The organism is Kitasatospora sp. NPDC059827 (assembly GCF_042731675.1).
Taxonomy (GTDB): domain Bacteria; phylum Actinomycetota; class Actinomycetes; order Streptomycetales; family Streptomycetaceae; genus Kitasatospora.
Genome location: NZ_JBHWIV010000015.1, coordinates 20,843 through 43,129 on the forward strand (window position 1 = coordinate 20,843; position 22,287 = coordinate 43,129).

Consider the following 22,287-nt stretch of genomic DNA (forward strand, 5'->3'; position numbering starts at 1 on the left):
CTTACGCCCCTTCCAGCACCAGCCGGCGCACCAGCTTCGGCAGCGCCCGGGAGATCGGCTCCCGGATCACCTCGGCCGCGGCCGCGTCGTACGGGGTCTCCTCGGCGTTCACGATGATCAGCTTCGCGCCGCTCCGCACCGCGTTGTACGGCAGCCCGGCGACCGGGAACACCTGGAGGCTGGTGCCGACCGCGACGAAGACCTCGCAGGCCCGGGCGACGGAGTCGGCCTGACCGAGCACCTCCTGGTCCAGGTTCTCGCCGAACATCACGATCCGCGGCTTGAGGATGCCGCCGCACTCCCGGCAGGCCGGGTCCGGCTCCCCCGCCTCGACCCGGGCCAGCGCCTGCGCCATCGACCCGACCACCCGGCAGCTCAGGCACTGGGTCTCCCGGGCGTTGCCGTGCAGTTCGAGCACCTTGCGGGCGGTCAGGCCGGCCCGCTGGTGCAGCCCGTCGATGTTCTGGGTGAGCACCCGCAGCGGCAGCCCGGAGCGCTCCAGGTCGACCAGCGCCCGGTGCCCGGCGTTCGGCTCGGCGGCCAGCCCGGCCGTCTCCAGCCGCATCCGCCAGGCCCGCGCGCGCACCTTCGTGTCGTCCCGGTACGGGCCGATGGTGACCAGTTCCTCGGCCGACGGGTCCTTGCGCCACAGCCCCTGCGGGCCGCGGTAGTCGGGGATGCCGGAGTCGGTCGAGATGCCCGCGCCGGTGAGCACGGCGATCAGGGGGCGCTTCGCGTTCATACCCCGGACGGTACGGGCGGCGGGGCACGGCGGCCACCGAAAATCCGGATGCGCCCCGTCAACTCCCGCCGCACACTGGGCCGGTCACCCACCGTTGCCGTGAAGGAGCCCCGTGCAGGGAGCAGTCAGCGTCTCGCCCGCCCAGATCCCCGAGCTGTTGCTCGGCCTGGCCACCGTCCGCCCGGTGTTCCTCTGGGGCGCCCCCGGGATCGGGAAGTCCTCCCTGGTCAGGGCGTTCGCCGAGTCGCTCGGCCTGGAGTGCGTGAGCCTGGTCGGCACCCAGCTCGCCCCGGAGGACCTGATCGGTGTCCCGCAGCTCACCCCCGAGGGCCGCTCCCGGTTCTGCCCGCCCGAGCAGATCGCCCGGGACGAGCCGTACTGCCTGTTCCTGGACGAGCTCAACGCGGCCTCGCCGGACGTCCAGAAGGCCTTCTACTCGCTGATCCTGGACCGCCGGATCGGCTCCTACGAGCTGCCGCCCGGCTCCATCGTGATCGGCGCCGGGAACCGCGCCACCGACGGCGCGCTCGCCCGCCCGATGGCCTCCGCGCTGGTCAACCGCATGGTCCACGTCCACCTGCGGGCCAGCGCCGAGGACTGGCTGCGCTGGGCGGCCGGCGCCGGGATCCACCCCTGGATCCTCGACCACCTCACCGACCGGCCGGACCACCTGTGGTCCGCCCCGCCCAAGACCGAGGAGCCGTTCTCCACCCCGCGCGCCTGGCACATGCTCTCCGACGCGCTGAACTCCTTCGGCCCCACCCTGGACGAGGAGACCCTCAAGGTGGTCACCTACGGGCTGCTCACCCCGCAGCACGCGATCGCCTTCTGCGGCTACGCGAAGATCGTCCGCAACTCCTACGGCCTGGAGGCGATCCTCAAGGGCGACGCCCGCTGGCCGCACCGGCTGGAGGACCGCGACCTGCTCTACTACCTGGCCGACGCCTTCCGCGGCCGGCTGGTCAAGGAGCTGCCCGCCAGCAAGGAGCACGCCTCCGGGGCGCAGCGGCAGACCGCCTTCCGGGCCAAGTCGCTGCTGGTGCAACTGGCCGAGATCTCGGTGGAGGTCGCCCAGACGGTGATCGCGGACGGCGCGGACGGCAACCCGGTACTGCCCTCCTGGTTCCTGATCGAGGCCGCCCGGGACATGCCCCGACTGGTCGAGGCCCGCCGGTGAAGCGGCCGGCCAAGGCCGCCGCGAAGAAGCCCGACCCGGGCACCGTGGCCTTCGAGGAGGGCGTCCGGCTGCTGCGCGGCAACCCCGCCCTCGCCGCCCTGCGGGCCGACGTCTGCCGCTCCGAGGAGTGCACCACCGCCCCGCCCGACGGCTGGGCGGTGGCCGACTCCGACGGCACCCTGCACGTCAACCCGCGCCGCCGGGCCGAACCCGAGGAGTGGGCCTGGGTGCTGGCGCACGGCCTGCTGCACCTCGGCTTCGGCCACCTCCCGGGCGGCCGCGGCACCCGCACCCAGCCCGACCCGTACCAGGTCGCCGCCCGCTGCGCCGTGGTCAACCGCTTCCTCGCCACCTTCCCGGTCGGCCGCGCCCCGGTCACCCTCCCGCAGGAGTACCCGGGCGGGGACGAGGAGGAGCTGGCCGAGCGCTGGCGCCGCGACGGCCTGCCCCTGCCCGGCACCGCCGGGACGGCCGGCACCGCCGACTGCGACCAGCTGCTGGTCGAATGGCGCGGGCACGGCCGGGCCCGCGAGGACTGGCCGGCGGCCTTCGCGGCCGCCCTCACCCGCACCATGTCCGCCGCGATGGACCGGGCCGGCGGCCGGATCGACGCCGAGACCGGCGAGCGCCTGCCCGAGCGGCCCTGGAACCGGGCGCTCAACTGGTTCGTCTCCTCGTACCCGCTGCTCGGCGGCATCGCGGCCGGCCTCACCGTCGTCGCCGACGCCGAACTCGCCCGGGCGCACGGCATCGCCGTCGCCGCCGTCAACGCCGAGGCCGCCGAGATCTACGTGAACCCGCTGCGCCACCACTCCGACGAGGAGTGGCGGTTCATCCTCGGCCACGAGATCCTGCACGCCGCCCTGCGGCACGGCGAGCGCCGCGGCGGGCGGGACCCGTTCCTGTTCAACGTCGCCGCCGACTACGTCATCAACGGCTGGCTGCTGGAGATGAACGTCGGCGAGATGCCCGACGGGCTGCTGCACGACCCGCAGCTGAAGGGCCTGTCGGCCGAGGAGGTGTACGACCGGATCGCCCGCGACCAGCGCCGGATCCGCCGGCTCGCCACCCTCGCCGGGAAGAACCGCCCGGACATCCTCGGCGAGCCGCTGGGACCGTCGCGGGACTACGTCGACCTGGACGACTTCTACCGGCGCGGCCTCCAGCAGGGCTTCGAGCTGCACGGCCGCGAGCGCGGGCTGCTCCCGGCCGGGCTGGTCGAGGAGATCCGCGCGCTCGCCCACCCGCCGCTCCCCTGGGACGCGCGACTGGCGCGCTGGTTCGACGAGTTCGTGCCGCGCCCGGAGCCGGTGCGCAGCTACTCCCGCCCGGCCCGCCGGCAGTCCGCCACCCCGGACATCCCCCGGGCCGGCCGCTACCACCCCGAGGAGGAGGTGCCGCGCTGCACCTTCGGGGTGGTCCTGGACACCTCCGGCTCGATGGACCGGACGCTGCTCGGCAAGGCCCTCGGCGCGATCGCCTCCTACGCCGCCGCCCGGGACGTCCCGGCCGCCCGGGTGGTGCACTGCGACGCCGCCCCGCACGACGCCGGGTACCTCCCGGTCGAGGAGATCGCCGGGCGGCTGCGGGTGCACGGGCGCGGCGGCACCGTCCTCCAGCCGGGCATCGACCTGCTGGAGCGGGCCGAGGACTTCCCGCCCGGGGCGCCGGTCCTGGTGATCACCGACGGCATGTGCGACGTGCTGCGGCTGCGCCGGGAGCACGCCTTCCTCGTCCCGCGCGGAGCCGGACTGCCGTTCACCCCGCGCGGACCGGTCTTCCGGATGAGCTGACGAGCCGACGAGCCGACCTGCCACCGGACGGTCAGGCCAGCGCCAGGGCGGGAGCGGTACCGGTCCGCACCAGCGGGGACAGCGCCACCAGGTAGCAGGCGGCGGCCAGCGGGATGAAGGCCAGGTCGGCCGCCGAGGCGACGGTGCCGACCAGCATCAGCACCGGGCTCCACCAGCGCAGCGTCCGGGCCGCGCCGACCGAGGCGGCGACCAGCAGGGCCAGCAGGCCGACGTAGAACAGCAGCGGGCCGACCTGGTAGACGGCGGGGAGCACCCCGGGGACGGACTGCACCCGGTCGAACAGCCGCGACTGCTCGGCCTTGTCCGCCGCGGCCAGGCCGACGCACAGGTCGATCCCGATCTGCGCCAGCGAGGCCGCCAGGCCCGCGAACGCCGTCCCCAGTGCGGCGTTCGCGGCCAGCCGCCCGGCGGTGGTGCCGCGCGGGGCGAGCAGTCGGCGCAGCGCGAGGAAGACCGGGGCGAACAGCAGCAGCCCGGCGAACATCGCGGTGTGGCCGAGCGTCCAGCCGAGGCCCGGCTCGCGGGAGCCGGGCACCAGGCGGATGCCGCCGTACAGGGCCATCAGGGCGGGGGCGCCGACGGCGGTGTAGGCGGTGAGGCGGGTGTTCCGGATGGCGTTCATCTGACGTTCTCCTGCGGTGTCCGTGGTCCGTTCCGACACCGCAAAGCCTCCCGGCCGACCCCCTCGTCGCGGATCGCCCGTACCGGCGAAACCGGCCCCTCCCCCGCAAGGGGGAGTCCGCTCAGGACTCCCCCGCCACCACCGCCCCGGCCTCGTACGCGAACACCACCGCGTGCACCCGGTCGCGCAGCCCGAGCTTGCTCAGCACATTGCTGACGTGGGTCTTCACGGTGTGCTCGCTGACCACCAGCTCGGCCGCGATCTCCGCGTTGGACAGCCCGCGCGCGATCAGCCGCAGCGTCTCCTGCTCGCGCAGGGTCAGCTGCTCCAGCAGCTTGGACGGCGGCCGCACCGCCCGCTCCCGGCCGCCCGGGCGGCGGGCCGCGAACTCGCCGATCAGCCGCTTGGTCACCGAGGGCGCGAGCAGCGCCTCGCCCGAGGCCACCATCCGCACCCCGTGCGCCAGGTCGTCCCGGCGGACGTCCTTCAACAGGAAGCCGCTTGCGCCCGCGTACAGCGCGTCGAAGACGTAGTCGTCGATGTCGAAGGTGGTCAGCATGATCACCTTGGTGGCCGGGAACTCCTCGCACACCCGGCGGGCCGCCTCCAGGCCGTCCATCACCGGCATCCGGACGTCCAGCAGCAGCACGTCCGGGTTGTGCGCGCGCACCGCCTCGACCGCCTCGGCGCCGTCGCAGGCCTCGGCGACCACCTCGATGTCCGGCTGGGCGTCCAGGATCATCCCGAACCCGGCCCGCACCAGCTCCTGGTCGTCCGCGACCACCACCCGTATCGGCGTCATCCGCCCACCCTCTCCACCACGCCCGTCGGCCCCAGCGGCAGCCGGACACTCACCAGGAAACCCCTGCCCTCCGGCCCCGGACCGGCCTCGGCCCGGCCGCCGCAGGCCGCGGCCCGCTCGCGGATGCCGACCAGCCCGCGCCCGCCGGACCAGCCGGCCACCGTACGGTCGGCGGCCGGCGGCATCCCGCGACCGTTGTCGGAGACCACCACCTCCAGCACCCCGTCGACCCGCCCCACCCGGATCGCCACCCGGTCCGCCCCGGAGTGCTTGACCGTGTTGGTCAGCGCCTCCTGCACGATCCGGTACGCGGCCGCCTCCACGTCGGCGGGCAACCCGCCCAGCCCGTCCGCGAGTTCGAGGTCCACCCGCAGGCCCGTCCCGCGCACCCGCTCGGCCACGTCGGCGAGTTCGGCCAGCCGGGGCTGCGGCGCCAGCTCCCGCTCCGCCTCCGGGTCCTTCAACACGCCGAGCACCCGCCGCAGTTGCACCATCGCGTCGCGGCCCGCGTCGGCGATGGTGTCGAAGGCGCGGATCGCCCGGTCCGGGTTGTCACGCACCACCAGCGGCCCGGCCTCGGCCTGGATGACCATCAACGACACCGCGTGCGCCAGGATGTCGTGCATCTCCCGGGCGATCCGGGCCCGCTCCTCGGCGACCGCCCGGGCCGCCTCGCTGGCCGCCCGCACCCCCGCCTCCCGCGCCCGCTCGGCCTGCATCCGGGCCAGCTCCCGCTGGGTGCGCACCAGGGCGCCGAAGACGAAGGAACCGCCCGAGGTCAGCACGCTGAACAGCGCGCCGTTCGGCGAATGGGTGCCGATCACATTGGCGACCACCACGACCGCCAGCACCGGCCAGCGCTGCCGGTCGGGGAAGCGCTCCGCGATGGTGTACATCCCGATCACCGCGTACAGCGGTACCTGCGGGTTCGCCGAGTGCGCCACCACCGACAGCGCCAGCGAGGGCACGGCGCCCGCGATCAGGCCCAGCAGCGAGACCTTGCGCCGCCAGGGCAGGAACAGCGCGGTGGACACCGCCAGCGGGTACACCCACCAGGGCCAGTCGGTGTCGTCGTTGTAGACCGACCAGACCGACACCGCCGCCGAGCAGACCGCCAGGAAGGTGTCCAGCACGTACGGGCTCAGCCCGGCCGTCCGGCTCCGCCAACGCGCCGCGCGCTCCACCGTCGTACCTCCCCCGTACCCGGGGACCCCGTCCCCGCGGAGAAGATCATGCCCTACCGGCAGAACCACCGGCACCGCCCGACCGGGTCCCGCCGGGTCGGACACCACCGCCCGGTCGGGAGCCGCCGGGCCGGACACCGCCCGGTCGGACACCGCCCGGTCAGACACCGCTGACCGTCACACCGCCGGTCTCCGCCCGCGCCGTGATGCTGTGCGCCGCACCCGGCCGCGAGGGGACGCCGACGTCCGCCCCGCCCGACCGCGCCTGCGCGTCCACCACGTACGCCTCCCCGGACGGCACCCGCAGCCGCACCCCGCCGTTGCCGACCCGGGCCTCCAGCGCCGTCGGCGCCGCCGCGAAGTCGGCCCGCACGCCGCCGTTGGTCGCGCTCAGGCGCGCCGTCGGGGAGGTCAGCCCGGTGGCCTCGACCCCGCCGTTCTCCACTGCGGCCTCCACCTCGGCGGACAGCCCCGTCAGCCGCACCCCGCCGTTCTCCTCCTTGATCCGCACCTTGGTGCCGGCCGGCACCTGCACCTCGTACCCGACCCCGCAGGAGTCGCAGGAGTACCCCAGCCGCAGCACGCCGTCCTTCACCTCGTGGGTGCTCTTCGGCGCGGACCCCCGGTAGCTCTGCTTCTCGACGACGTGCACCGAGTCACCGGTGCCGGTCACCACGACCCCGCCGTTCTCTCCCTCGACCACCAGCTCCCCGACCGGCTCGGCCACCCCGTACGTCACCGTCCGGTGCTCGTCCGACTCCAGGAACGGCAGGCACCCCTGCATCCCCAGCACCACCGCCGCCGTGATCGCCACCGCGCCCAGCACCCGCTTCATGTCCGGCCCCCTTCGCAAAGCCCCGCCGTCCCGACACCGAGAACCCTCCCGCGACCGGCCCCCTCGGCACCTCCCTCCCCGGAGCGGTTCCCGCCCCTCCCCCGTGCGGGGGATGGCGGGCAATTCACGGATTCACCGGCGCGGCCGCCACTTCGCCGGTAGCTTGTTTGCCCGCGCTCAACCTCCCGGAGCCGCACCACGCCCAGGCACTGACGACGAGGGCTGATCAGGCAATGGCCAACACCCCGCCCGGCGGACCGGGTCCCGCGACCGGGCACGGCCTGGACGACCGCGTGCCCTTCCTGGCCCGGCTCGACCACGCCGACCGCACCGCCCTGCTCGCCCTCGGCCACCGGCTCGACTACCCCGCCCGCTCCACGGCACTGCGCGAGGGCGAACCCTCCGACCACGTCCTGCTGGTCCTGCACGGCTGGCTCAAGGTGACCGCCCTCGCCGAGAACGGCTACGAGGCCCTGCTCGCCCTGCGCGGACCGGGCGACATCGTCGGCGAGTCGGCCGCCCTCAGCGGCCGGCCCCGGGCCGCCACCGTCACCGCGCTGGAGCAGGTCTCGGCCACCGCCGTCGACCGGGCCGCCTTCACCACCTACCTGCAGAACACCCCCGCCGCCGCGATGCAGCTCCTGGCACTCTCCACCGACCGGCTGCGCGCCGCCGACCAGCACCGGCTCAAGTTCGCCTCGCTCAGCGTCAGCGAACGCCTCGCCGACCTCCTGCTGGAACTCGCCCGCACCCACGGCCGCCGCACCGCCGAGGGCATCGTCGTCTCCGTCCCGCTCAGCCAACAGGAACTCGCCGGCTCCGTCGGCGCCTCCCGCGAGGCCGTCGCCCGCCTGCTCAAGTCCCTGCGGGACCGCGGCATCGTCGTCACCAGCCGCCGCTCCCTGGTCGTCGCGCGCCCCGACCTGCTCCGGAGGCCCGGCCAACTCCGCTGATCCGCACAGCAGTTCTGTGCACACCGTCACAGAGCGAGTACCTCAACGGCGCTCACGCCGACCTGCCCGGCACGGGCAGGCTGAGGCCGACGACGAATCGAGAGGCGACCATGACCGATCCGGTGAACCACACCATCCTGCTGCTGGACATCGAACAGTTCGGCCGGCGGGACGACGTCGAGCAGGCCTTCATGCGCCGCATGCTCTACTCCGTCCTGCACGAGACGCTGCGCAGCGCCGGGGTCGAACCCGCCGAACAGCGCCTGGAGGACCGTGGCGACTCGGTGATGGCCCTGATCAGCGCCACCGTCCCCAAGGCCCGGCTGCTGCACGCGCTGATCAACGAGACCCCCACCCTGCTGCACGCCAACAACCGCCTCGCGGCCGCCGGCGCCCGGGTACGGCTGCGGATCGTGCTCGCCTCCGGCGAGGTCGCCGTCCAGGAACTCGGCGGGGCCCTCGGCGGCGCCGTCGGCTGGGACCTCAACCAGGCCTTCCGGCTGCTCGACTCGACCCCGCTCCGGGAGGCCCTCCGGCACCGCGAGGGGCCCTGCGCCCTCGCCGTGTCCGACGCGCTCTACCAGGGCATCGTCCGGCACGGCCACGGCGGCCTGGCGCCGGAGGCGTTCCACCCGGTCACCGTCCAGGGCAAGGAGGGCGACTTCCCGGCCTGGCTGCACGGCGCACCCGCCCCCGACGCCCCGGAACCCGCCCCGGCGAGCGCCCCGACCATCACCCGGGCCCTGGCAGCGGCCCCGCCCCCGGCACCGGCACCGGCGGCCGCCCAGGGCGCCGCCACCTTCCAGTTCCTCGGCGGCACCCCCACCTTCGGCGGCAACCTGATCGGCGGCGACCAGCACGTCGTCTCCGGCGGCCAGGTCCACGGCGACGTCAACACCGGCAACACCGTCGGCGGCGACCGATGACCACCACCGCCGAGCCGGAGGCCACGGCACAGACGCCGGCTGCACCTCAGCAACCCGGCGCCGACCAGAAGCCGAACGAGGCAGTGGAGGAAGCCACCGAGCCGCAGGAAGCCCCGCCCGAGCATCCCCAGAACGCCTGGGAGGCCGCTCAGGAACTGCTGGAGCACGTTCCTGAGTCATTCGCCAGCCAGGGCTACCTCTTCGCCGGCGGCAGCCCTCGCTTCGGCCGCGACCTGGTCGGCGGCGACCAGCACACAGTCTCCGGCGGCGAAGTTCACGGCGACGTCGTCACCGGCCACAAGACCACGATTTACCAGATCGACTACCAGCTGGGTTCGGCCTTCGGCACTCCCCTGCACAGTTCCGGTGAGATCCCCGCTATCGAACTCACCGCTCTGGCGAAGGTCTTCCAGGACGGACCGGTCTTCGACCAGGCCCTCGACGTCCTGCGAGAGCACCGGGTGCTGATTCTCACCGGGCACGCCGACAGCGGCCGCCGATCGGCTGGACTGATGCTGCTGTACCGGCTGGGTGCCCGCCGAATCCGCAACCTCGATCCCGATATCTCGCCCGCCGCGATGCTCACCGGGGTCGAACGAGCCGACGGCTACCTGCTCGCGGACTACATGACCTCTCGTGCCCGCCCTCTCCGCCGGCCCGACCTAGACCGGCTCCGTGAATCGCTCGGCAAACAGGACGGCTACCTGGTCATCACTGCCGTTCGCTCCAGCACCTTTCGCGACCTACCAGTCGTCGACTGGCAGCCACCCCCGCCACGCGACGTACTCACCGCTCATCTGAACGTGCTGCTCTCCGAGCAATCGGCCGCGCACGTGGACAGACTGCTCGCCCTGGACCCGGTCGAGGGTTTCCTCGCCAGAACCCGACCGATTCGGGAGCTGGCCGAGTTCGCTGTTCCGCTGTCCGGGTGCTCGCCCCAAGAGGCCGAGCACCCGGCTCTCACGGATTTCGGCCGAGGGGTCGTCCAGGAGCAGGTAGGGCGCTGGTTCGGCGACGCTGAGATTCCCCTTCGGGAGAAGGCCTTCCTGCTGTCACTCGCCGTCTTCGATCATGCTCCGTACGCCCTCACCGCAGAGCTCTCCGACCAGCTCTTCCGACGATTGGAAACGATCGCCACCCCCTACCAGAAGGAGGGAATTCCTCCCTTCGGGAACTCGATCGAGGGCCGCCTGGCTCTGGCCCGGGCCGAATTGACCGAGGAGAACGAGCAAACCCCCTGGGGCCCGGTTCCGCAACGCATGGCGTCCTTCAGCGATCCCCGCACGTCTCACACCCTGCTTCGCGAGACATGGACCAGCCACCCCTCCGCCCGACCTGCAATCCTGGCCTGGCTCCACGCCCTGGCCACCGACGCCCGTGCCCTGGTCCGCACCCGGGTGGCATCCACGGTGGCTCTGCTCGCATCCGTCGACCTGACGTCAGCGATGAGCCGGCTACTCGGTCCCTGGTCCGAGTCGAAGGACTTCCGGCTCTGCCTCCAAGCAGCCAACAGCCTCGTTCTCGCCTACTACGCCGGCACGGCTGCCGTCCCCCGCATCCTGCGGGACTGGTGCGAGGACGACAACGACCGCCGCCGCTGGACCGCCATCCGCGGTTACGCCCTGCTCGGTCACCTGCTGCCAGGCCAAGCCCTGGAAGCCATCGCCATGGCTGCCGGGCGACTCACTGAGGACGAGTTCGACGGTCCCCTCGGCGCGGTCGGTCCCGGCGACGACACCGGCGACGACGAGCATCCCGACCGCTACCAGGCACTTGGCCTGGTGGAGGCCGCCGAGCTCCTGCTCCTGTCCGCCGAAGGCCCGCAGGTGCTGGGCGCCATGGTCAGGTGGGTCTCCGAATCCGCCCAATTGCGGCATCTCGCCCTGACCACCTTTCTCGCCGCGGCCCAACGCACCGAGGACACTGCCGTCGCCACCAGCCGGCCTCTGATGCTGGCCTGGTACACCCAGAGCCCGCGTCCCGATCCCAACGGCCCGATCACGATCACCGCCCTACCGGCACCGGAACAACCGCCGTGTGTCCGCGCCCTGCTGGTCGCGATGTGGCGCAGCGCTCTCGCGGACCGTGGCTACGGGAACTCGGCCTTGAGCGTCATGCGCGACTGGCTGCTCGTCTCCGTCGAACAACCGGAGACCGAAGCCGAACTCACCGAGCTCTTCGCCGATCTGGCCGTCACCGCCAGAGATCGAGAACGGCTTGATCACCTCATTCGCACCGTTCACGACAGTCGGCGACCGTCGCCCACGTCCAGCGACTGACGACCCGTCCGCCGCAAACCGATCCGTCCCGATCCTGGAGCACCCGCGCATGTCGGCACGACACCGCCCCGACCTCCCCACCGGAGACCTGACCGACCCGGTCCTGACGGTCCACCCGCTGGGCCGCGCGCTCGGCCTGCCCAAGCGCCCGGCCGCCCGGGCCGACTCCGCCCTCGTCCTGACCACCCCCTCCGGGGAGCACCAGGTCTACCTTCCCCCGCACCGCCCGGGGTTCAGCGACCTGGTGGGCCGCAACTACCAGGCCGCGTACGAGGTCGACCTCGGCCTGCACCACCTGCGGGCCGAGGAGCGGCTGCCCGGCCGGGACGACGTCGGGGCCTTCGAGGCCGTGGTGGAGATCGACTGGCAGGTGTCGGCCGCGGAGCTGGTCGTGGCGAGCCGGATCCGCGACGTCCCCGCGCTGCTGGTCCCGCGGATCCGGCAGCGGATGCGGGCGGTCACCCGCCACCTCTCCACCGACCGGAGCGGCGAGGCCGAGTCCGCCGTCCAGGAGGAGCTGGACGGCTTCCCGGTCGCCGAGGCCGAGGGCCTGCGGGTGCGCTGCACCGTCCAGTTGGACATCGACCAGGCCGCCCGCGAGCAGAAGGAGCGGCTGCGCGGCTACCACTTCGACACCCAGGCCCACCCGCATGCCCTCCGGCAGGTCCAGGAGTCCAACGAGATCCTCGCCGCGAAGGCGACGTTCTACCAGTACCACCTGGAGCAGGGCGGGGTGACCGCCTGGGCCCTCCAGGTGGCCGCTCACCCCGAGGACCTGAAAGCGGCCCTCACGTACTTGAAGGACGAGCAGCAGGAGCTGGTCCAGGGCCAGCTCCAGGTGATCCAGCGGCTGCTCGACCAGAACGGCCTGGAGGAGTTCGAGCTGGAGGGCCCGCGCCAGGAGGCGAAGGCCGCGCTCGAAGCGATCCTGCGCCACCGGCCCGCGGGCCCGGGCACGCCCCGGCTCGACAAGGGCCCGAACCCGCCGTTGCCGCAGTGAACCCGAGGAGTCCCGCCGTGTCCGCCCCCGCCGGTACCGCCCCGGTGCCCCCGCCGCCGGGTACCGCCCTGCTCGCCGAGCTGCGCACCGAGATCGCCCGCGCGGACAGCAAGGCGGCCGTCCTGGTGGCCGCCCTCGGCGTGATCGTCGGAGTCCTCGGCGGCCTGCTCACCAGCACCGGCTGGGCGCCGCAGCAGCTCTCCGGCGCGGCGAAGGCGTTGCTGGCCCTCGGCGGCCTGGGCATCGCCGTCTCCCTGGTCTCGCTGCTGCTCGCGGTGCTGCCCCGCTTCCGACGCAGCACCTGGCGCCCGGGCCGCCCGCTCGGCTACTTCGGGGACATCCGGCTGGCCGCCGAACGGGGGCTGCTCACCGATGCCCTGGCCGACACCGAGCGGCTGGCCGCGGAGGCCGTCCGGGCCGCGCTCACGGAGAACAGCCTGATCGCCGCGCGGAAGCACTCCTGGGTCCGGGTCGGCATCCTCGCCTTCGGTGCCGGCCTGTTCCCGCTGGTCACCGCCCTGTTCCTGGGCTGACCGGCCTGCCCCGCCCAGAACCGCTCAGAACCGCTCAGAACCGCTCAGAACCGCGAAGCACCGTCCTGCCCAACCCGTCACCGTACGGACGCCGCCGTGCGCGCGTCCCGTCCCCGAGGACCCCGCCATGACCGAACCGACCTACCCGGACGCCACACCGCCGCCGTACCCGACGGCCGCCCCGCCGCAGTACCCGACCGTCCCGCCGCAGTACCCCACGGCCGCCCCGCAGTACCCGACGGCGCAGCCGCCCGCGTACCCGACCGCCGCTCCCCCGCCGCCGCCCCCGTACCCCGCGCCGGCCTCGCAGCCCCCCGCCCCGCCGCAGTACGCTCCCCCGCCCCAGCCCCAGCAGCAGCCCCAGCACCCCCAGCACCCCCCGCGCATCCCCGCCCAGGGCTTCGCCCCGCCGCCCGCCCCGCCCCGGCCGCCGGTCCTCGACCCCACCGTCGACATCGACCCGCACACCGGCCGGGTCCACCTGGCCGCCCGCCAGCGCGGCGCCGACGCCACCGCGGTCGGCCAACTGCTGCTCCAGCTGCCGCACTTCCTGTGCAGCCTGCTGGTCGTCACGCTGGTCTCGCTGTTCCTCCCCGAGCCGCTCAACCTGGTGCTGATCGGCCTCTGGATCGCCTCCGGCGCGCTGGTGTTCCACCGCCCGACCGAGAAGGTGCTCGCCCGCTACCTGTTCCGGATGCGTCCGGCGCTGCACTCCGAGCTGACCAGGCTGGAGCCGATCTGGCACCAGGTGACCGCCAAGGCGGGGGTGAACCCGGAGACGTACGACCTGTGGATCGAGGACCACAAGGCCGTCAACGCCACCGCGGCCGCCGGCCACATCGTCGGGGTCACCCGGTACGCGCTGGAGACCCTCCCCGACGCCCAGCTGGCCGCCGTGCTCGCCCACGAGCTCGGCCACCACCGCGGCGGCCACGCCTGGGCGACCCTGCTCGGCTACTGGTACTCGATGCCGGCCCGGATCGCCTGGGCGGTCTTCCGGATCGCGGCGGTCGTGGCGTTCCGGATCGCCTCGGTGTTCTCGCTGCTCGGCGCCCTGGTGGTCGGGCTGGTCTCGGTGGTCCTGGTGGTGGCCGTGGCGCTCTCCTTCCCGCCGCTGCTGCTGGTCCTGGTCACGCCGTACCTGCTGGCCGCGGTCGGCCGCCGCTCCGAGCTGAGGGCGGACGTCCAGGCCGCCGAACTCGGTTTCGCCGACGCCATGATCGAGGTCTTCCACGGCTTCCTGCGGGACGAGGAGGAGGCCCTGGCGGCCGCCGCGCGGGAGAACGGGGGCCGGGCCGTCCGCCCGGGCCTGGGCCAACGGCTGCTGTCCAGCCACCCGGACACCCACACCCGGATCCGCCGGCTGGAGGACTGGCGCGCGGCCGCGGCCACCCCGGCCCGGTAGCGCCCGGAACACCCGCCGAGAACACCGGCCGGAAGCACCGGCCGGGAGCGCGGGCCGGAAACGCCGCAGGGCGGCCACCCCGTGAGGGGTGACCGCCCTGCGATCAGTGACGCTCGACTCAGCCGGTGTACGGGCCGTAGTCGTAGTCGTCCAGCGGAACCGCCTGGCCGGAGCCGGCGCCGAAGGGCGACAGGTCGTAGTCGTCGTAGCCGACGGCCGAGTACATGGCGGCCTTGGCCTCCTCGGTCGGCTCGACCCGGATGTTGCGGTAGCGGGGCAGACCCGTACCGGCCGGGATGAGCTTACCGAGGATGACGTTCTCCTTGAGGCCCAGCAGCGGGTCCGACTTGGCGTGGATCGCCGCGTCGGTGAGGACCCGGGTCGTCTCCTGGAAGGAGGCGGCCGACAGCCAGGACTCGGTGGCCAGCGAGGCCTTGGTGATACCCATCAGCTGCGGACGGCCGGAGGCGGGGTGACCGCCCTCGGAGACCACGCGACGGTTCTCGGTCTCGAAGCGGCCGCGCTCGACGAGCTCGCCCGGGAGCAGCTCGGCGTCGCCCGACTCGATGATCGTCACGCGGCGGAGCATCTGCCGGATGATGATCTCGATGTGCTTGTCGTGGATCGACACGCCCTGCGAGTTGTAGACCTTCTGGACTTCGGCGACCAGGTGGATCTGGACGGCGCGCTGGCCCATGATGCGCAGGACGTCGTGCGGGTTGGTGGCACCCATGGTCAGCTTCTGGCCGACCTCGACCGCCTCGCCCTCGCTGACCAGCAGCTTGACACGCTTCGAGACCGGGTAGGCGATCTCGTCGGTGCCGTCGTCCGGCGTGATGACGATCTTGCGGGTCTTCTCGGTGTCCTCGATCCGCGCGCGGCCGGTGGCCTCGGAGATCGGGGCCACACCCTTGGGGGTGCGGGCCTCGAAGAGCTCGACGACACGCGGCAGACCCTGGGTGATGTCGTCACCGGCCACACCACCGGTGTGGAAGGTACGCATGGTCAGCTGGGTGCCGGGCTCACCGATGGACTGGGCGGCGATGATGCCGACCGCCTCACCGATGTCGACCAGCTTGCCGGTGGCCAGCGAACGGCCGTAGCAGAAGGCACAGGTGCCGACGGCCGACTCACAGGTGAGGATCGAGCGGACCTTGACCTCGGACACGCCGTGGCGGATCAGCTCGTCCATCAGCACGTCACCGAGGTCGGTGTTGGCGGTGGCGAGCAGCTTGCCGTCGACGGTGATGTCCTCGGCGAGCATGCGGGCGTACACGCTGGTCTCGACGTCGTCGGCCTTGCGCAGCACGCCGTCGGCGCCCACGGAGCCGATCGACAGCTTGAGGCCGCGCTCGGTGCCGCAGTCCTCCTCGCGAATGATGACGTCCTGGGAGACGTCGACCAGACGACGGGTGAGGTAGCCGGAGTCGGCGGTACGGAGGGCGGTGTCCGCCAGACCCTTACGGGCACCGTGGGTGGAGATGAAGTACTCCAGCACGGTGAGACCCTCACGGAACGACGCCTTGATGGGTCGCGGGATGGTCTCGTTCTTGGCGTTGGACACCAGACCACGCATACCGGCGATCTGGCGCATCTGCATCATGTTTCCACGAGCACCCGAGTCGACCATCATGAAGATGGGGTTCGTCTTCGGGAAGTTCTCGTTCATGGCCTCGGCGACCTCGTTGGTCGCCTGGGTCCAGATGCCGATGAGCTCCTGCTTGCGCTCGTCGTTGGTGATCAGGCCGCGCTCGTACTGACGCTGGACCTTCTCCGCCTTCGCCTCGTAGCCCTCGAGGATCTGGGGCTTGTTCGGCGGGACGACGACGTCGGAGATCGAGACGGTGACGCCCGAGCGGGTCGACCAGTGGAAACCGGACGCCTTGAGGTTGTCCAGGGTCGCCGCGACGACGACCTTGGGGTAGCGCTCCGCCAGGTCGTTGACGATCGCGGAGAGCTGCTTCTTGCCCACCTCGTAGTCGACGAACGGGTAGTCCTCGGGCAGCAGCTCGTTGAAGAGCGCGCGGCCCAGGGTGGTGCTGAGGCGGAAGGGCTCGCCGTCGAACCAGGTCGACTGGCCCTCCTCGTCCACCGGCGGGGTCCAGCCACGGGGCGGGACGGTGCCGGCGGCCAGGCGCAGCTCGATCGGGGCCTGGACGTCCAGCTCGCGGGCGTCGAAGGCCATGATCGCCTCGGCGGTCGACGAGAAGGTGCGGCCGGCGCCCTTCACGTTGTCGCGGTCCGAGGTCAGGAAGAACAGGCCGAGCACCATGTCCTGGGTCGGCATGGTGACGGGGCGACCGTCGGCCGGCTTGAGGATGTTGTTCGAGGACAGCATCAGGATGCGGGCCTCGGCCTGCGCCTCCGCGGAGAGCGGCAGGTGGACGGCCATCTGGTCACCGTCGAAGTCCGCGTTGAACGCGGTGCAGACGAGCGGGTGGATCTGGATGGCCTTGCCCTCGACCAGCTGCGGCTCGAAGGCCTGGATGCCGAGGCGGTGCAGGGTGGGCGCACGGTTCAGCAGGACGGGGTGCTCGGCGATGACCTCTTCGAGCACGTCCCACACGACCGGGCGGGCGCGCTCGACCATGCGCTTGGCCGACTTGATGTTCTGCGCGTGGTTCAGGTCGACCAGGCGCTTCATCACGAACGGCTTGAAGAGCTCCAGCGCCATGGCCTTCGGCAGACCGCACTGGTGCAGCTTGAGCTGCGGGCCGACGACGATGACCGAACGGGCCGAGTAGTCGACTCGCTTGCCGAGCAGGTTCTGACGGAAACGACCCTGCTTGCCCTTGAGCATGTCGCTCAGGGACTTGAGCGGGCGGTTGCCCGGGCCGGTGACCGGACGGCCGCGGCGGCCGTTGTCGAACAGCGCGTCGACGGCCTCCTGGAGCATGCGCTTCTCGTTGTTCACGATGATCTCGGGGGCACCGAGGTCGAGCAGGCGCTTCAGGCGGTTGTTGCGGTTGATCACGCGGCGGTACAGGTCGTTCAGGTCGGAGGTCGCGAAGCGGCCACCGTCCAGCTGCACCATCGGACGCAGGTCCGGCGGGATGACCGGGACGCAGTCCAGCACCATGCCGTTGGGCTTGTTGCTGGTCTGCAGGAACGCGGAGACGACCTTGAGGCGCTTGAGCGCACGGGTCTTCTTCTGGCCCTTGCCGGTGCGGATGATCTCGCGGAGGCGCTCGGCCTCCTCCGCCAGGTCGAAGGTCTCCAGGCGGTCCTTGAGGGCCGCGGCGCCCATCGAGCCGGAGAAGTAGGTGCCGAAGCGGTCGCGCAGCTCGCGGTAGAGCAGCTCGTCGCCCTCCAGGTCCTGGACCTTGAGGTTCTTGAAGCGGGCCCACACCTCGTCGAGGCGGTCGAGCTCGCGCTGCGCGCGGTCGCGCAGCTGCTTCATCTCGCGCTCGGCGCCCTCGCGCACCTTGCGGCGCACGTCGGCCTTGGCGCCCTCGGCCTCCAGCTCGGCGAGGTCGGACTCGGCCTTCTTGGCGCGGCCTTCGAGGTCGGAGTCGCGGCGGTTCTCGATCTGCTGGCGCTCGACCGAGACGTGCGCCTCCAGGGACGGCAGGTCGCGCTGGCGGCGCTCGTCGTCGACCCAGGTGATCATGTAGGCGGCGAAGTAGATGACCTTCTCGAGGTCCTTCGGCGCCAGGTCGAGCAGGTAGCCGAGGCGGGACGGCACGCCCTTGAAGTACCAGATGTGGGTGACCGGGGCGGCCAGCTCGATGTGGCCCATCCGCTCGCGGCGCACCTTGGCGCGGGTCACCTCGACGCCGCAGCGCTCACAGATGATGCCCTTGAAGCGGACGCGCTTGTACTTACCGCAGTAGCACTCCCAGTCCCGGGTCGGGCCGAAGATCTTCTCGCAGAAGAGGCCGTCCTTTTCGGGCTTCAGGGTGCGGTAGTTGATGGTCTCCGGCTTCTTGACCTCGCCGTGCGACCACTGGCGGATGTCGTCGGCGGTGGCCAGGCCGATGCGGAGCTCGTCGAAGAAGTTGACGTCAAGCACTGGTCGTCAAGCCCTCTTTCGTGATTCGAGAGTTTGTCTGTGGTCTGAGGGGGGCCTGGGGGCGGGCCGGCTGCGCGCTCTGCTTGATTCAGAAGCGCGAGCCGGCCCGACCTCCGTCAGACCTCTTCGACGCTGCTCGGCTCGCGCCGGGACAGGTCGATGCCGAGCTCTTCGGCGGCGCGGAAGACGTCCTCGTCGGAGTCCCGCATCTCGATGGACTGGCCGTCCGAGGACAGCACCTCCACGTTGAGGCAGAGCGACTGCATTTCCTTGATGAGAACCTTGAAGGACTCGGGAATGCCGGGCTCGGGGATGTTCTCGCCCTTGACGATGGCCTCGTAGACCTTCACGCGGCCGAGCACGTCGTCGGACTTGATGGTGAGCAGCTCCTGCAGGGCGTACGCGGCGCCGTACGCCTCGAGGGCCCACACCTCCATCTCACCGAAGCGCTGACCACCGAACTGCGCCTTACCACCGAGCGGCTGCTGGGTGATCATCGAGTACGGACCGGTCGAACGGGCGTGCAGCTTGTCGTCGACCAGGTGGTGCAGCTTGAGGATGTACATGTAGCCGACCGAGACCGGCATCGGGAACGGCTCGCCGGAGCGGCCGTCGAACAGGCGGGCCTTGCCGGTGGAGTTCACCAGGCGCTCACCGTCACGGGTGAGGGTGGTGTTGTCCAGCAGGCCGGTGATCTCGTCCTCGCGGGCACCGTCGAAGACCGGGGTGGCGAGGTTGGTGCCACCGCTGACCTGGTCGGCGCCGATCGCCTGGAGGCGCTGGGCCCACTCGTCGGCGAGGCCGGAGACGTCCCAGCCCTGCTTGGCGAGCCACCCGAGGTGGATCTCCAGGACCTGTCCCGGGTTCATTCGGGACGGGACACCCAGCGGGTTGAGGATGATGTCGACCGGGGTGCCGTCCTCGAGGAAGGGCATGTCCTCGACCGGAAGGATCTTGGAGATGACACCCTTGTTGCCGTGACGGCCGGCGAGCTTGTCACCGTTGGTGATCTTGCGCTTCTGGGCCACGTAGACGCGGACCAGCTGGTTGACGCCCGGGGGCAGCTCGTCGCCCTCTTCGCGGTCGAAGACGCGGACGCCGATGACCTTGCCGGACTCACCGTGCGGGACCTTGAGCGAGGTGTCGCGGACCTCACGGGCCTTCTCGCCGAAGATCGCGCGGAGCAGGCGCTCCTCGGGGGTCAGCTCGGTCTCACCCTTCGGGGTGACCTTGCCGACGAGGATGTCACCGGTGACGACGTCGGCGCCGATCCGGATGATCCCGCGCTCGTCCAGGTCCGCGAGGACCTCCTCGGAGACGTTCGGGATGTCCCGGGTGATCTCCTCGGGGCCGAGCTTGGTGTCACGGGCGTCGACCTCGTGCTCCTCGATGTGGATCGAGGAGAGGACGTCGTCCTGCACGAGGCGCTGCGACAGGATGATCGCGTCCTCGTAGTTGTGACCCTCCCACGACATGAACGCCACGAGCAGGTTCTTGCCGAGGGCCATCTCGCCCTCGTCGGTGCACGGGCCGTCGGCCAGCACCTGGTTGACCTCGACCCGGGCGCCCTCGTCCACGAGCACCTTCTGGTTGAAGGCGGTGCCCTGGTTGGAGCGGGTGAACTTGGCGGCGCGGTACGTGGTGTACGTGCCGTCGTCGTTCGCCACGGTGACGTAGTCGGCCGAGACCTCCTGCACCACGCCGGACTTCTCGGCGGTGATGACGTCGGCGGCGTCGACGGCGCAGCGGTACTCCATGCCGGTGCCGACCAGCGGGGCCTCGCTCTTCAGCAGCGGCACCGCCTGGCGCATCATGTTCGAGCCCATGAGCGCGCGGTTGGCGTCGTCGTGCTCGAGGAACGGGATCATGGCGGTCGCGACCGACACCATCTGGCGCGGCGAGACGTCCATGTAGTCGATCTCGGAGCCCGGGATGTAGTCGATCTCGCCGCCGCGGCGACGGACCAGGACACGGGGCTCGGCGAAGTGCAGGTCCGCGGTCAGCGGGGCGTTCGCCTGGGCGATGACGTAGCGGTCCTCCTCGTCGGCGGTGAGGTAGTCCACCTTCTCGGTGACGACACCGTCGACGACCTTGCGGTACGGGGTCTCGATGAAGCCGAAGGCGTTGACCCGGCCGTACGAGGCCAGCGACCCGATCAGACCGATGTTCGGGCCTTCCGGGGTCTCGATCGGACACATGCGGCCGTAGTGCGAGGGGTGCACGTCACGGACCTCGAAGCCGGCGCGCTCACGGGAGAGACCACCGGGACCGAGGGCGGACAGACGACGCTTGTGGGTCAGGCCCGACAGCGGGTTCGTCTGGTCCATGAACTGCGACAGCTGGCTGGTGCCGAAGAACTCCTTGATGGAGGCGACGACCGGCCGGATGTTGATCAGGGTCTGCGGCGTGATCGCCTCGACGTCCTGGGTGGTCATGCGCTCGCGCACGACGCGCTCCATACGGGCGAGACCCGTACGGACCTGGTTCTGGATGAGCTCGCCGACGTTGCGCAGGCGGCGGTTGCCGAAGTGGTCGATGTCGTCGACCTCGACCACGATGTCGCGGCCGGTCTCGTCACGCCACTCGGTCTCGCCCGCGTGCAGCTTCACCAGGTACTTGATCGCACCGATGATGTCGGGCTCGGTGAGCACACCGGAGTCCAGCGACTCGGCGTTGCCCAGCTTCCGGTTCAGCTTGTACCGGCCGACCTTGGCCAGGTCGTAGCGCTTCGGGTTGAAGTACAGGTTCTCCAGAAGCGTCTGCGCGGCCTCGCGCGTCGGCGGCTCGCCCGGACGCAGCTTGCGGTAGATGTCCAGCAGCGCGTCGTCCTGGCCCTGGGTGTGGTCCTTCTCCAGGGTGTTGCGCATCGACTCGTACTCGCCGAACTCCTCGAGAATCATCTCGTTGGTCCAGCCGAGAGCCTTGAGCAGCACGGTGACGGACTGCTTGCGCTTGCGGTCGATGCGGACGCCGACCATGTCGCGCTTGTCGATCTCCATCTCGAGCCAGGCACCACGCGAGGGGATGACCTTGCAGGAGTAGATGTCCTTGTCGGACACCTTGTCCAGGGTGGAGTCGAAGTACACGCCCGGGGAGCGGACGAGCTGCGACACGACGACACGCTCGGTGCCGTTGATCACGAACGTGCCCTTGTGGGTCATGAGCGGGAAATCGCCCATGAAGACCGTCTGAGACTTGATCTCACCGGTCTCGTTGTTGGTGAACTCGGCCGTGACGAAGAGCGGGGCCGCGTACGTGAAGTCGCGGTCCTTGCACTCGTCAATGGAGTTCTTCGGCGGCTCGAAACGGTGGTCGCGGAAGGTCAGGGACATCGACCCGCTGAAGTCCTCGATCGGCGAGATCTCCTCGAAGATCTCCTCCAGACCGGACTTGGTGGGGACGTCCTGACCAGACTCCAACGCCTGCTCGACCCGGGACTTCCAGGCCGCGTTGCCGAGCAGCCAGTCAAAGCTCTCGGTCTGCAGGGCCAGGAGGTTCGGGACCTCGAGGGGCTCCTTGATCTTCGCGAACGAGACGCGGAGCGGGGCGGTGGATGCGGCGGAATTGTTCGAGGCGTTGCGCGGCGCGGCCAAGAGGGGGGTCCTTCCGAGGGCTCGGAGCTCACTACGCGCGTACCAGCCGGGCCTGCTTGAGCCTGGATTCCGTCTCCCTCGCAGCTGGCCTCCGCCGGGGTCGAAACCCCAGGTCAGAGCCGCTTTGCGGAGGCGGTGCCAGACCCCTTCAGGGCAACGCAAACTCCGGGCGACGAGTCACGGAGCAGCTAACAGGCAGCGCAAAGGGACAGTGTAGCCAAAGGCCACACTGCTGTCCAGCTCTGATTCGGAAACCGAATCGGAGACTCCTCCCGGTAGCCGGGGGCGCGGGCGCCCACCGGGTACTGCTCTAACTCACGTGGAGTCATTTCCCGCCCGAGCCGCTGGTTATGCATCCAGCGGCGAACCAACCGGGCGGACTCGCGCCTTGAGAATCGCGCGCCTCGCCA

The 22,287-nt window shown here is 71.4% G+C and carries 15 protein-coding genes; 8 read left to right on the forward strand and 7 right to left on the reverse strand.

Going from position 1 to position 22,287, the window contains the following annotated elements; all coding sequences use genetic code 11:
- Position 1: 1 nt before the first annotated feature.
- Positions 2–742, reverse strand: a complete 741-nt coding sequence (locus ACFV8H_RS12360; RefSeq protein WP_380398922.1) for an NAD-dependent deacetylase — start codon at positions 740–742, stop codon at positions 2–4.
- A 112-nt stretch (positions 743–854) separates the two neighbouring features.
- Between ACFV8H_RS12360 and ACFV8H_RS12365 the strand changes: the two genes are divergently transcribed.
- Complete coding sequence (locus ACFV8H_RS12365) at positions 855–1,919, forward strand: ATP-binding protein (protein ID WP_375882031.1); 1,065 nt, start codon at positions 855–857, stop codon at positions 1,917–1,919.
- On the forward strand, positions 1,916–3,712 hold the full coding sequence (locus tag ACFV8H_RS12370; protein ID WP_380398924.1) for a hypothetical protein: 1,797 nt from the start codon (positions 1,916–1,918) through the stop codon (positions 3,710–3,712). Before ACFV8H_RS12365 ends, ACFV8H_RS12370 begins: the two co-directional genes overlap by 4 nt.
- A gap of 31 nt (positions 3,713–3,743) precedes the next feature.
- Here the strand turns inward: ACFV8H_RS12370 and ACFV8H_RS12375 are convergent, their stop codons facing one another.
- The 4 genes from ACFV8H_RS12375 to ACFV8H_RS12390 form a co-directional block, all read right to left on the reverse strand.
- Complete coding sequence (locus ACFV8H_RS12375) at positions 3,744–4,355, reverse strand: hypothetical protein (RefSeq protein ID WP_380398926.1); 612 nt, start codon at positions 4,353–4,355, stop codon at positions 3,744–3,746.
- Positions 4,356–4,476: 121 nt separating this feature from the next.
- A complete protein-coding gene (locus ACFV8H_RS12380) occupies positions 4,477–5,157 on the reverse strand; it encodes a response regulator (protein WP_380398928.1) in 681 nt (226 codons plus the stop codon).
- Positions 5,154–6,341 (reverse strand): sensor histidine kinase, encoded by a 1,188-nt coding sequence (locus ACFV8H_RS12385; RefSeq protein ID WP_380398930.1) that lies wholly within the window; start codon positions 6,339–6,341, stop codon positions 5,154–5,156. The genes ACFV8H_RS12380 and ACFV8H_RS12385 overlap by 4 nt, the downstream gene beginning before the upstream one ends.
- 160 nt (positions 6,342–6,501) lie before the next feature.
- Complete coding sequence (locus ACFV8H_RS12390) at positions 6,502–7,176, reverse strand: DUF4097 family beta strand repeat-containing protein (RefSeq protein ID WP_380398932.1); 675 nt, start codon at positions 7,174–7,176, stop codon at positions 6,502–6,504.
- A gap of 233 nt (positions 7,177–7,409) precedes the next feature.
- Between ACFV8H_RS12390 and ACFV8H_RS12395 the strand changes: the two genes are divergently transcribed.
- The 6 genes from ACFV8H_RS12395 to ACFV8H_RS12420 all read left to right on the forward strand — a co-directional run bounded on the left by ACFV8H_RS12395 (position 7,410) and on the right by ACFV8H_RS12420 (position 14,272).
- Positions 7,410–8,129, forward strand: coding sequence for a Crp/Fnr family transcriptional regulator (locus tag ACFV8H_RS12395; RefSeq protein WP_380398934.1), 720 nt, complete (start codon positions 7,410–7,412; stop codon positions 8,127–8,129).
- A 110-nt stretch (positions 8,130–8,239) separates the two neighbouring features.
- Positions 8,240–9,055, forward strand: a complete 816-nt coding sequence (locus ACFV8H_RS12400; RefSeq protein WP_380398936.1) for a hypothetical protein — start codon at positions 8,240–8,242, stop codon at positions 9,053–9,055.
- Entirely contained in the window at positions 9,052–11,334 is a 2,283-nt protein-coding gene (locus tag ACFV8H_RS12405; RefSeq protein ID WP_380398938.1) for a hypothetical protein, read from the forward strand. The genes ACFV8H_RS12400 and ACFV8H_RS12405 overlap by 4 nt, the downstream gene beginning before the upstream one ends.
- 49 nt (positions 11,335–11,383) lie before the next feature.
- A complete protein-coding gene (locus ACFV8H_RS12410) occupies positions 11,384–12,334 on the forward strand; it encodes a hypothetical protein (RefSeq protein WP_380398940.1) in 951 nt (316 codons plus the stop codon).
- A gap of 17 nt (positions 12,335–12,351) precedes the next feature.
- Positions 12,352–12,867, forward strand: a complete 516-nt coding sequence (locus ACFV8H_RS12415) for a Pycsar system effector family protein (protein ID WP_380398942.1) — start codon at positions 12,352–12,354, stop codon at positions 12,865–12,867.
- Positions 12,868–12,994: 127 nt separating this feature from the next.
- Positions 12,995–14,272 (forward strand): M48 family metalloprotease, encoded by a 1,278-nt coding sequence (locus tag ACFV8H_RS12420; RefSeq protein WP_380398944.1) that lies wholly within the window; start codon positions 12,995–12,997, stop codon positions 14,270–14,272.
- A gap of 118 nt (positions 14,273–14,390) precedes the next feature.
- On the opposite strand, the gene ACFV8H_RS12425 is transcribed toward ACFV8H_RS12420, so the two are convergent.
- Both ACFV8H_RS12425 and rpoB read right to left on the reverse strand, forming a co-directional pair.
- Positions 14,391–18,284, reverse strand: a complete 3,894-nt coding sequence (locus ACFV8H_RS12425; RefSeq protein ID WP_375882000.1) for a DNA-directed RNA polymerase subunit beta' — start codon at positions 18,282–18,284, stop codon at positions 14,391–14,393.
- 116 nt (positions 18,285–18,400) lie between these two features.
- Positions 18,401–21,877, reverse strand: a complete 3,477-nt coding sequence (gene rpoB, locus ACFV8H_RS12430) for a DNA-directed RNA polymerase subunit beta (RefSeq protein ID WP_375881997.1) — start codon at positions 21,875–21,877, stop codon at positions 18,401–18,403.
- Positions 21,878–22,287: the final 410 nt, after the last annotated feature.

Coding starts and splice junctions, on each gene's coding strand:
- ACFV8H_RS12360 (WP_380398922.1), bottom strand. CDS start 742: ATGAACGCGAAGCGCCCCCTGATCGCCGTGCTCACCGGCGCGGGCATC.
- ACFV8H_RS12375 (WP_380398926.1), bottom strand. CDS start 4,355: ATGAACGCCATCCGGAACACCCGCCTCACCGCCTACACCGCCGTCGGC.
- ACFV8H_RS12380 (WP_380398928.1), bottom strand. CDS start 5,157: ATGACGCCGATACGGGTGGTGGTCGCGGACGACCAGGAGCTGGTGCGG.
- ACFV8H_RS12390 (WP_380398932.1), bottom strand. CDS start 7,176: ATGAAGCGGGTGCTGGGCGCGGTGGCGATCACGGCGGCGGTGGTGCTG.
- ACFV8H_RS12395 (WP_380398934.1), top strand. CDS start 7,410: ATGGCCAACACCCCGCCCGGCGGACCGGGTCCCGCGACCGGGCACGGC.
- ACFV8H_RS12400 (WP_380398936.1), top strand. CDS start 8,240: ATGACCGATCCGGTGAACCACACCATCCTGCTGCTGGACATCGAACAG.
- ACFV8H_RS12405 (WP_380398938.1), top strand. CDS start 9,052: ATGACCACCACCGCCGAGCCGGAGGCCACGGCACAGACGCCGGCTGCA.
- ACFV8H_RS12410 (WP_380398940.1), top strand. CDS start 11,384: ATGTCGGCACGACACCGCCCCGACCTCCCCACCGGAGACCTGACCGAC.
- ACFV8H_RS12420 (WP_380398944.1), top strand. CDS start 12,995: ATGACCGAACCGACCTACCCGGACGCCACACCGCCGCCGTACCCGACG.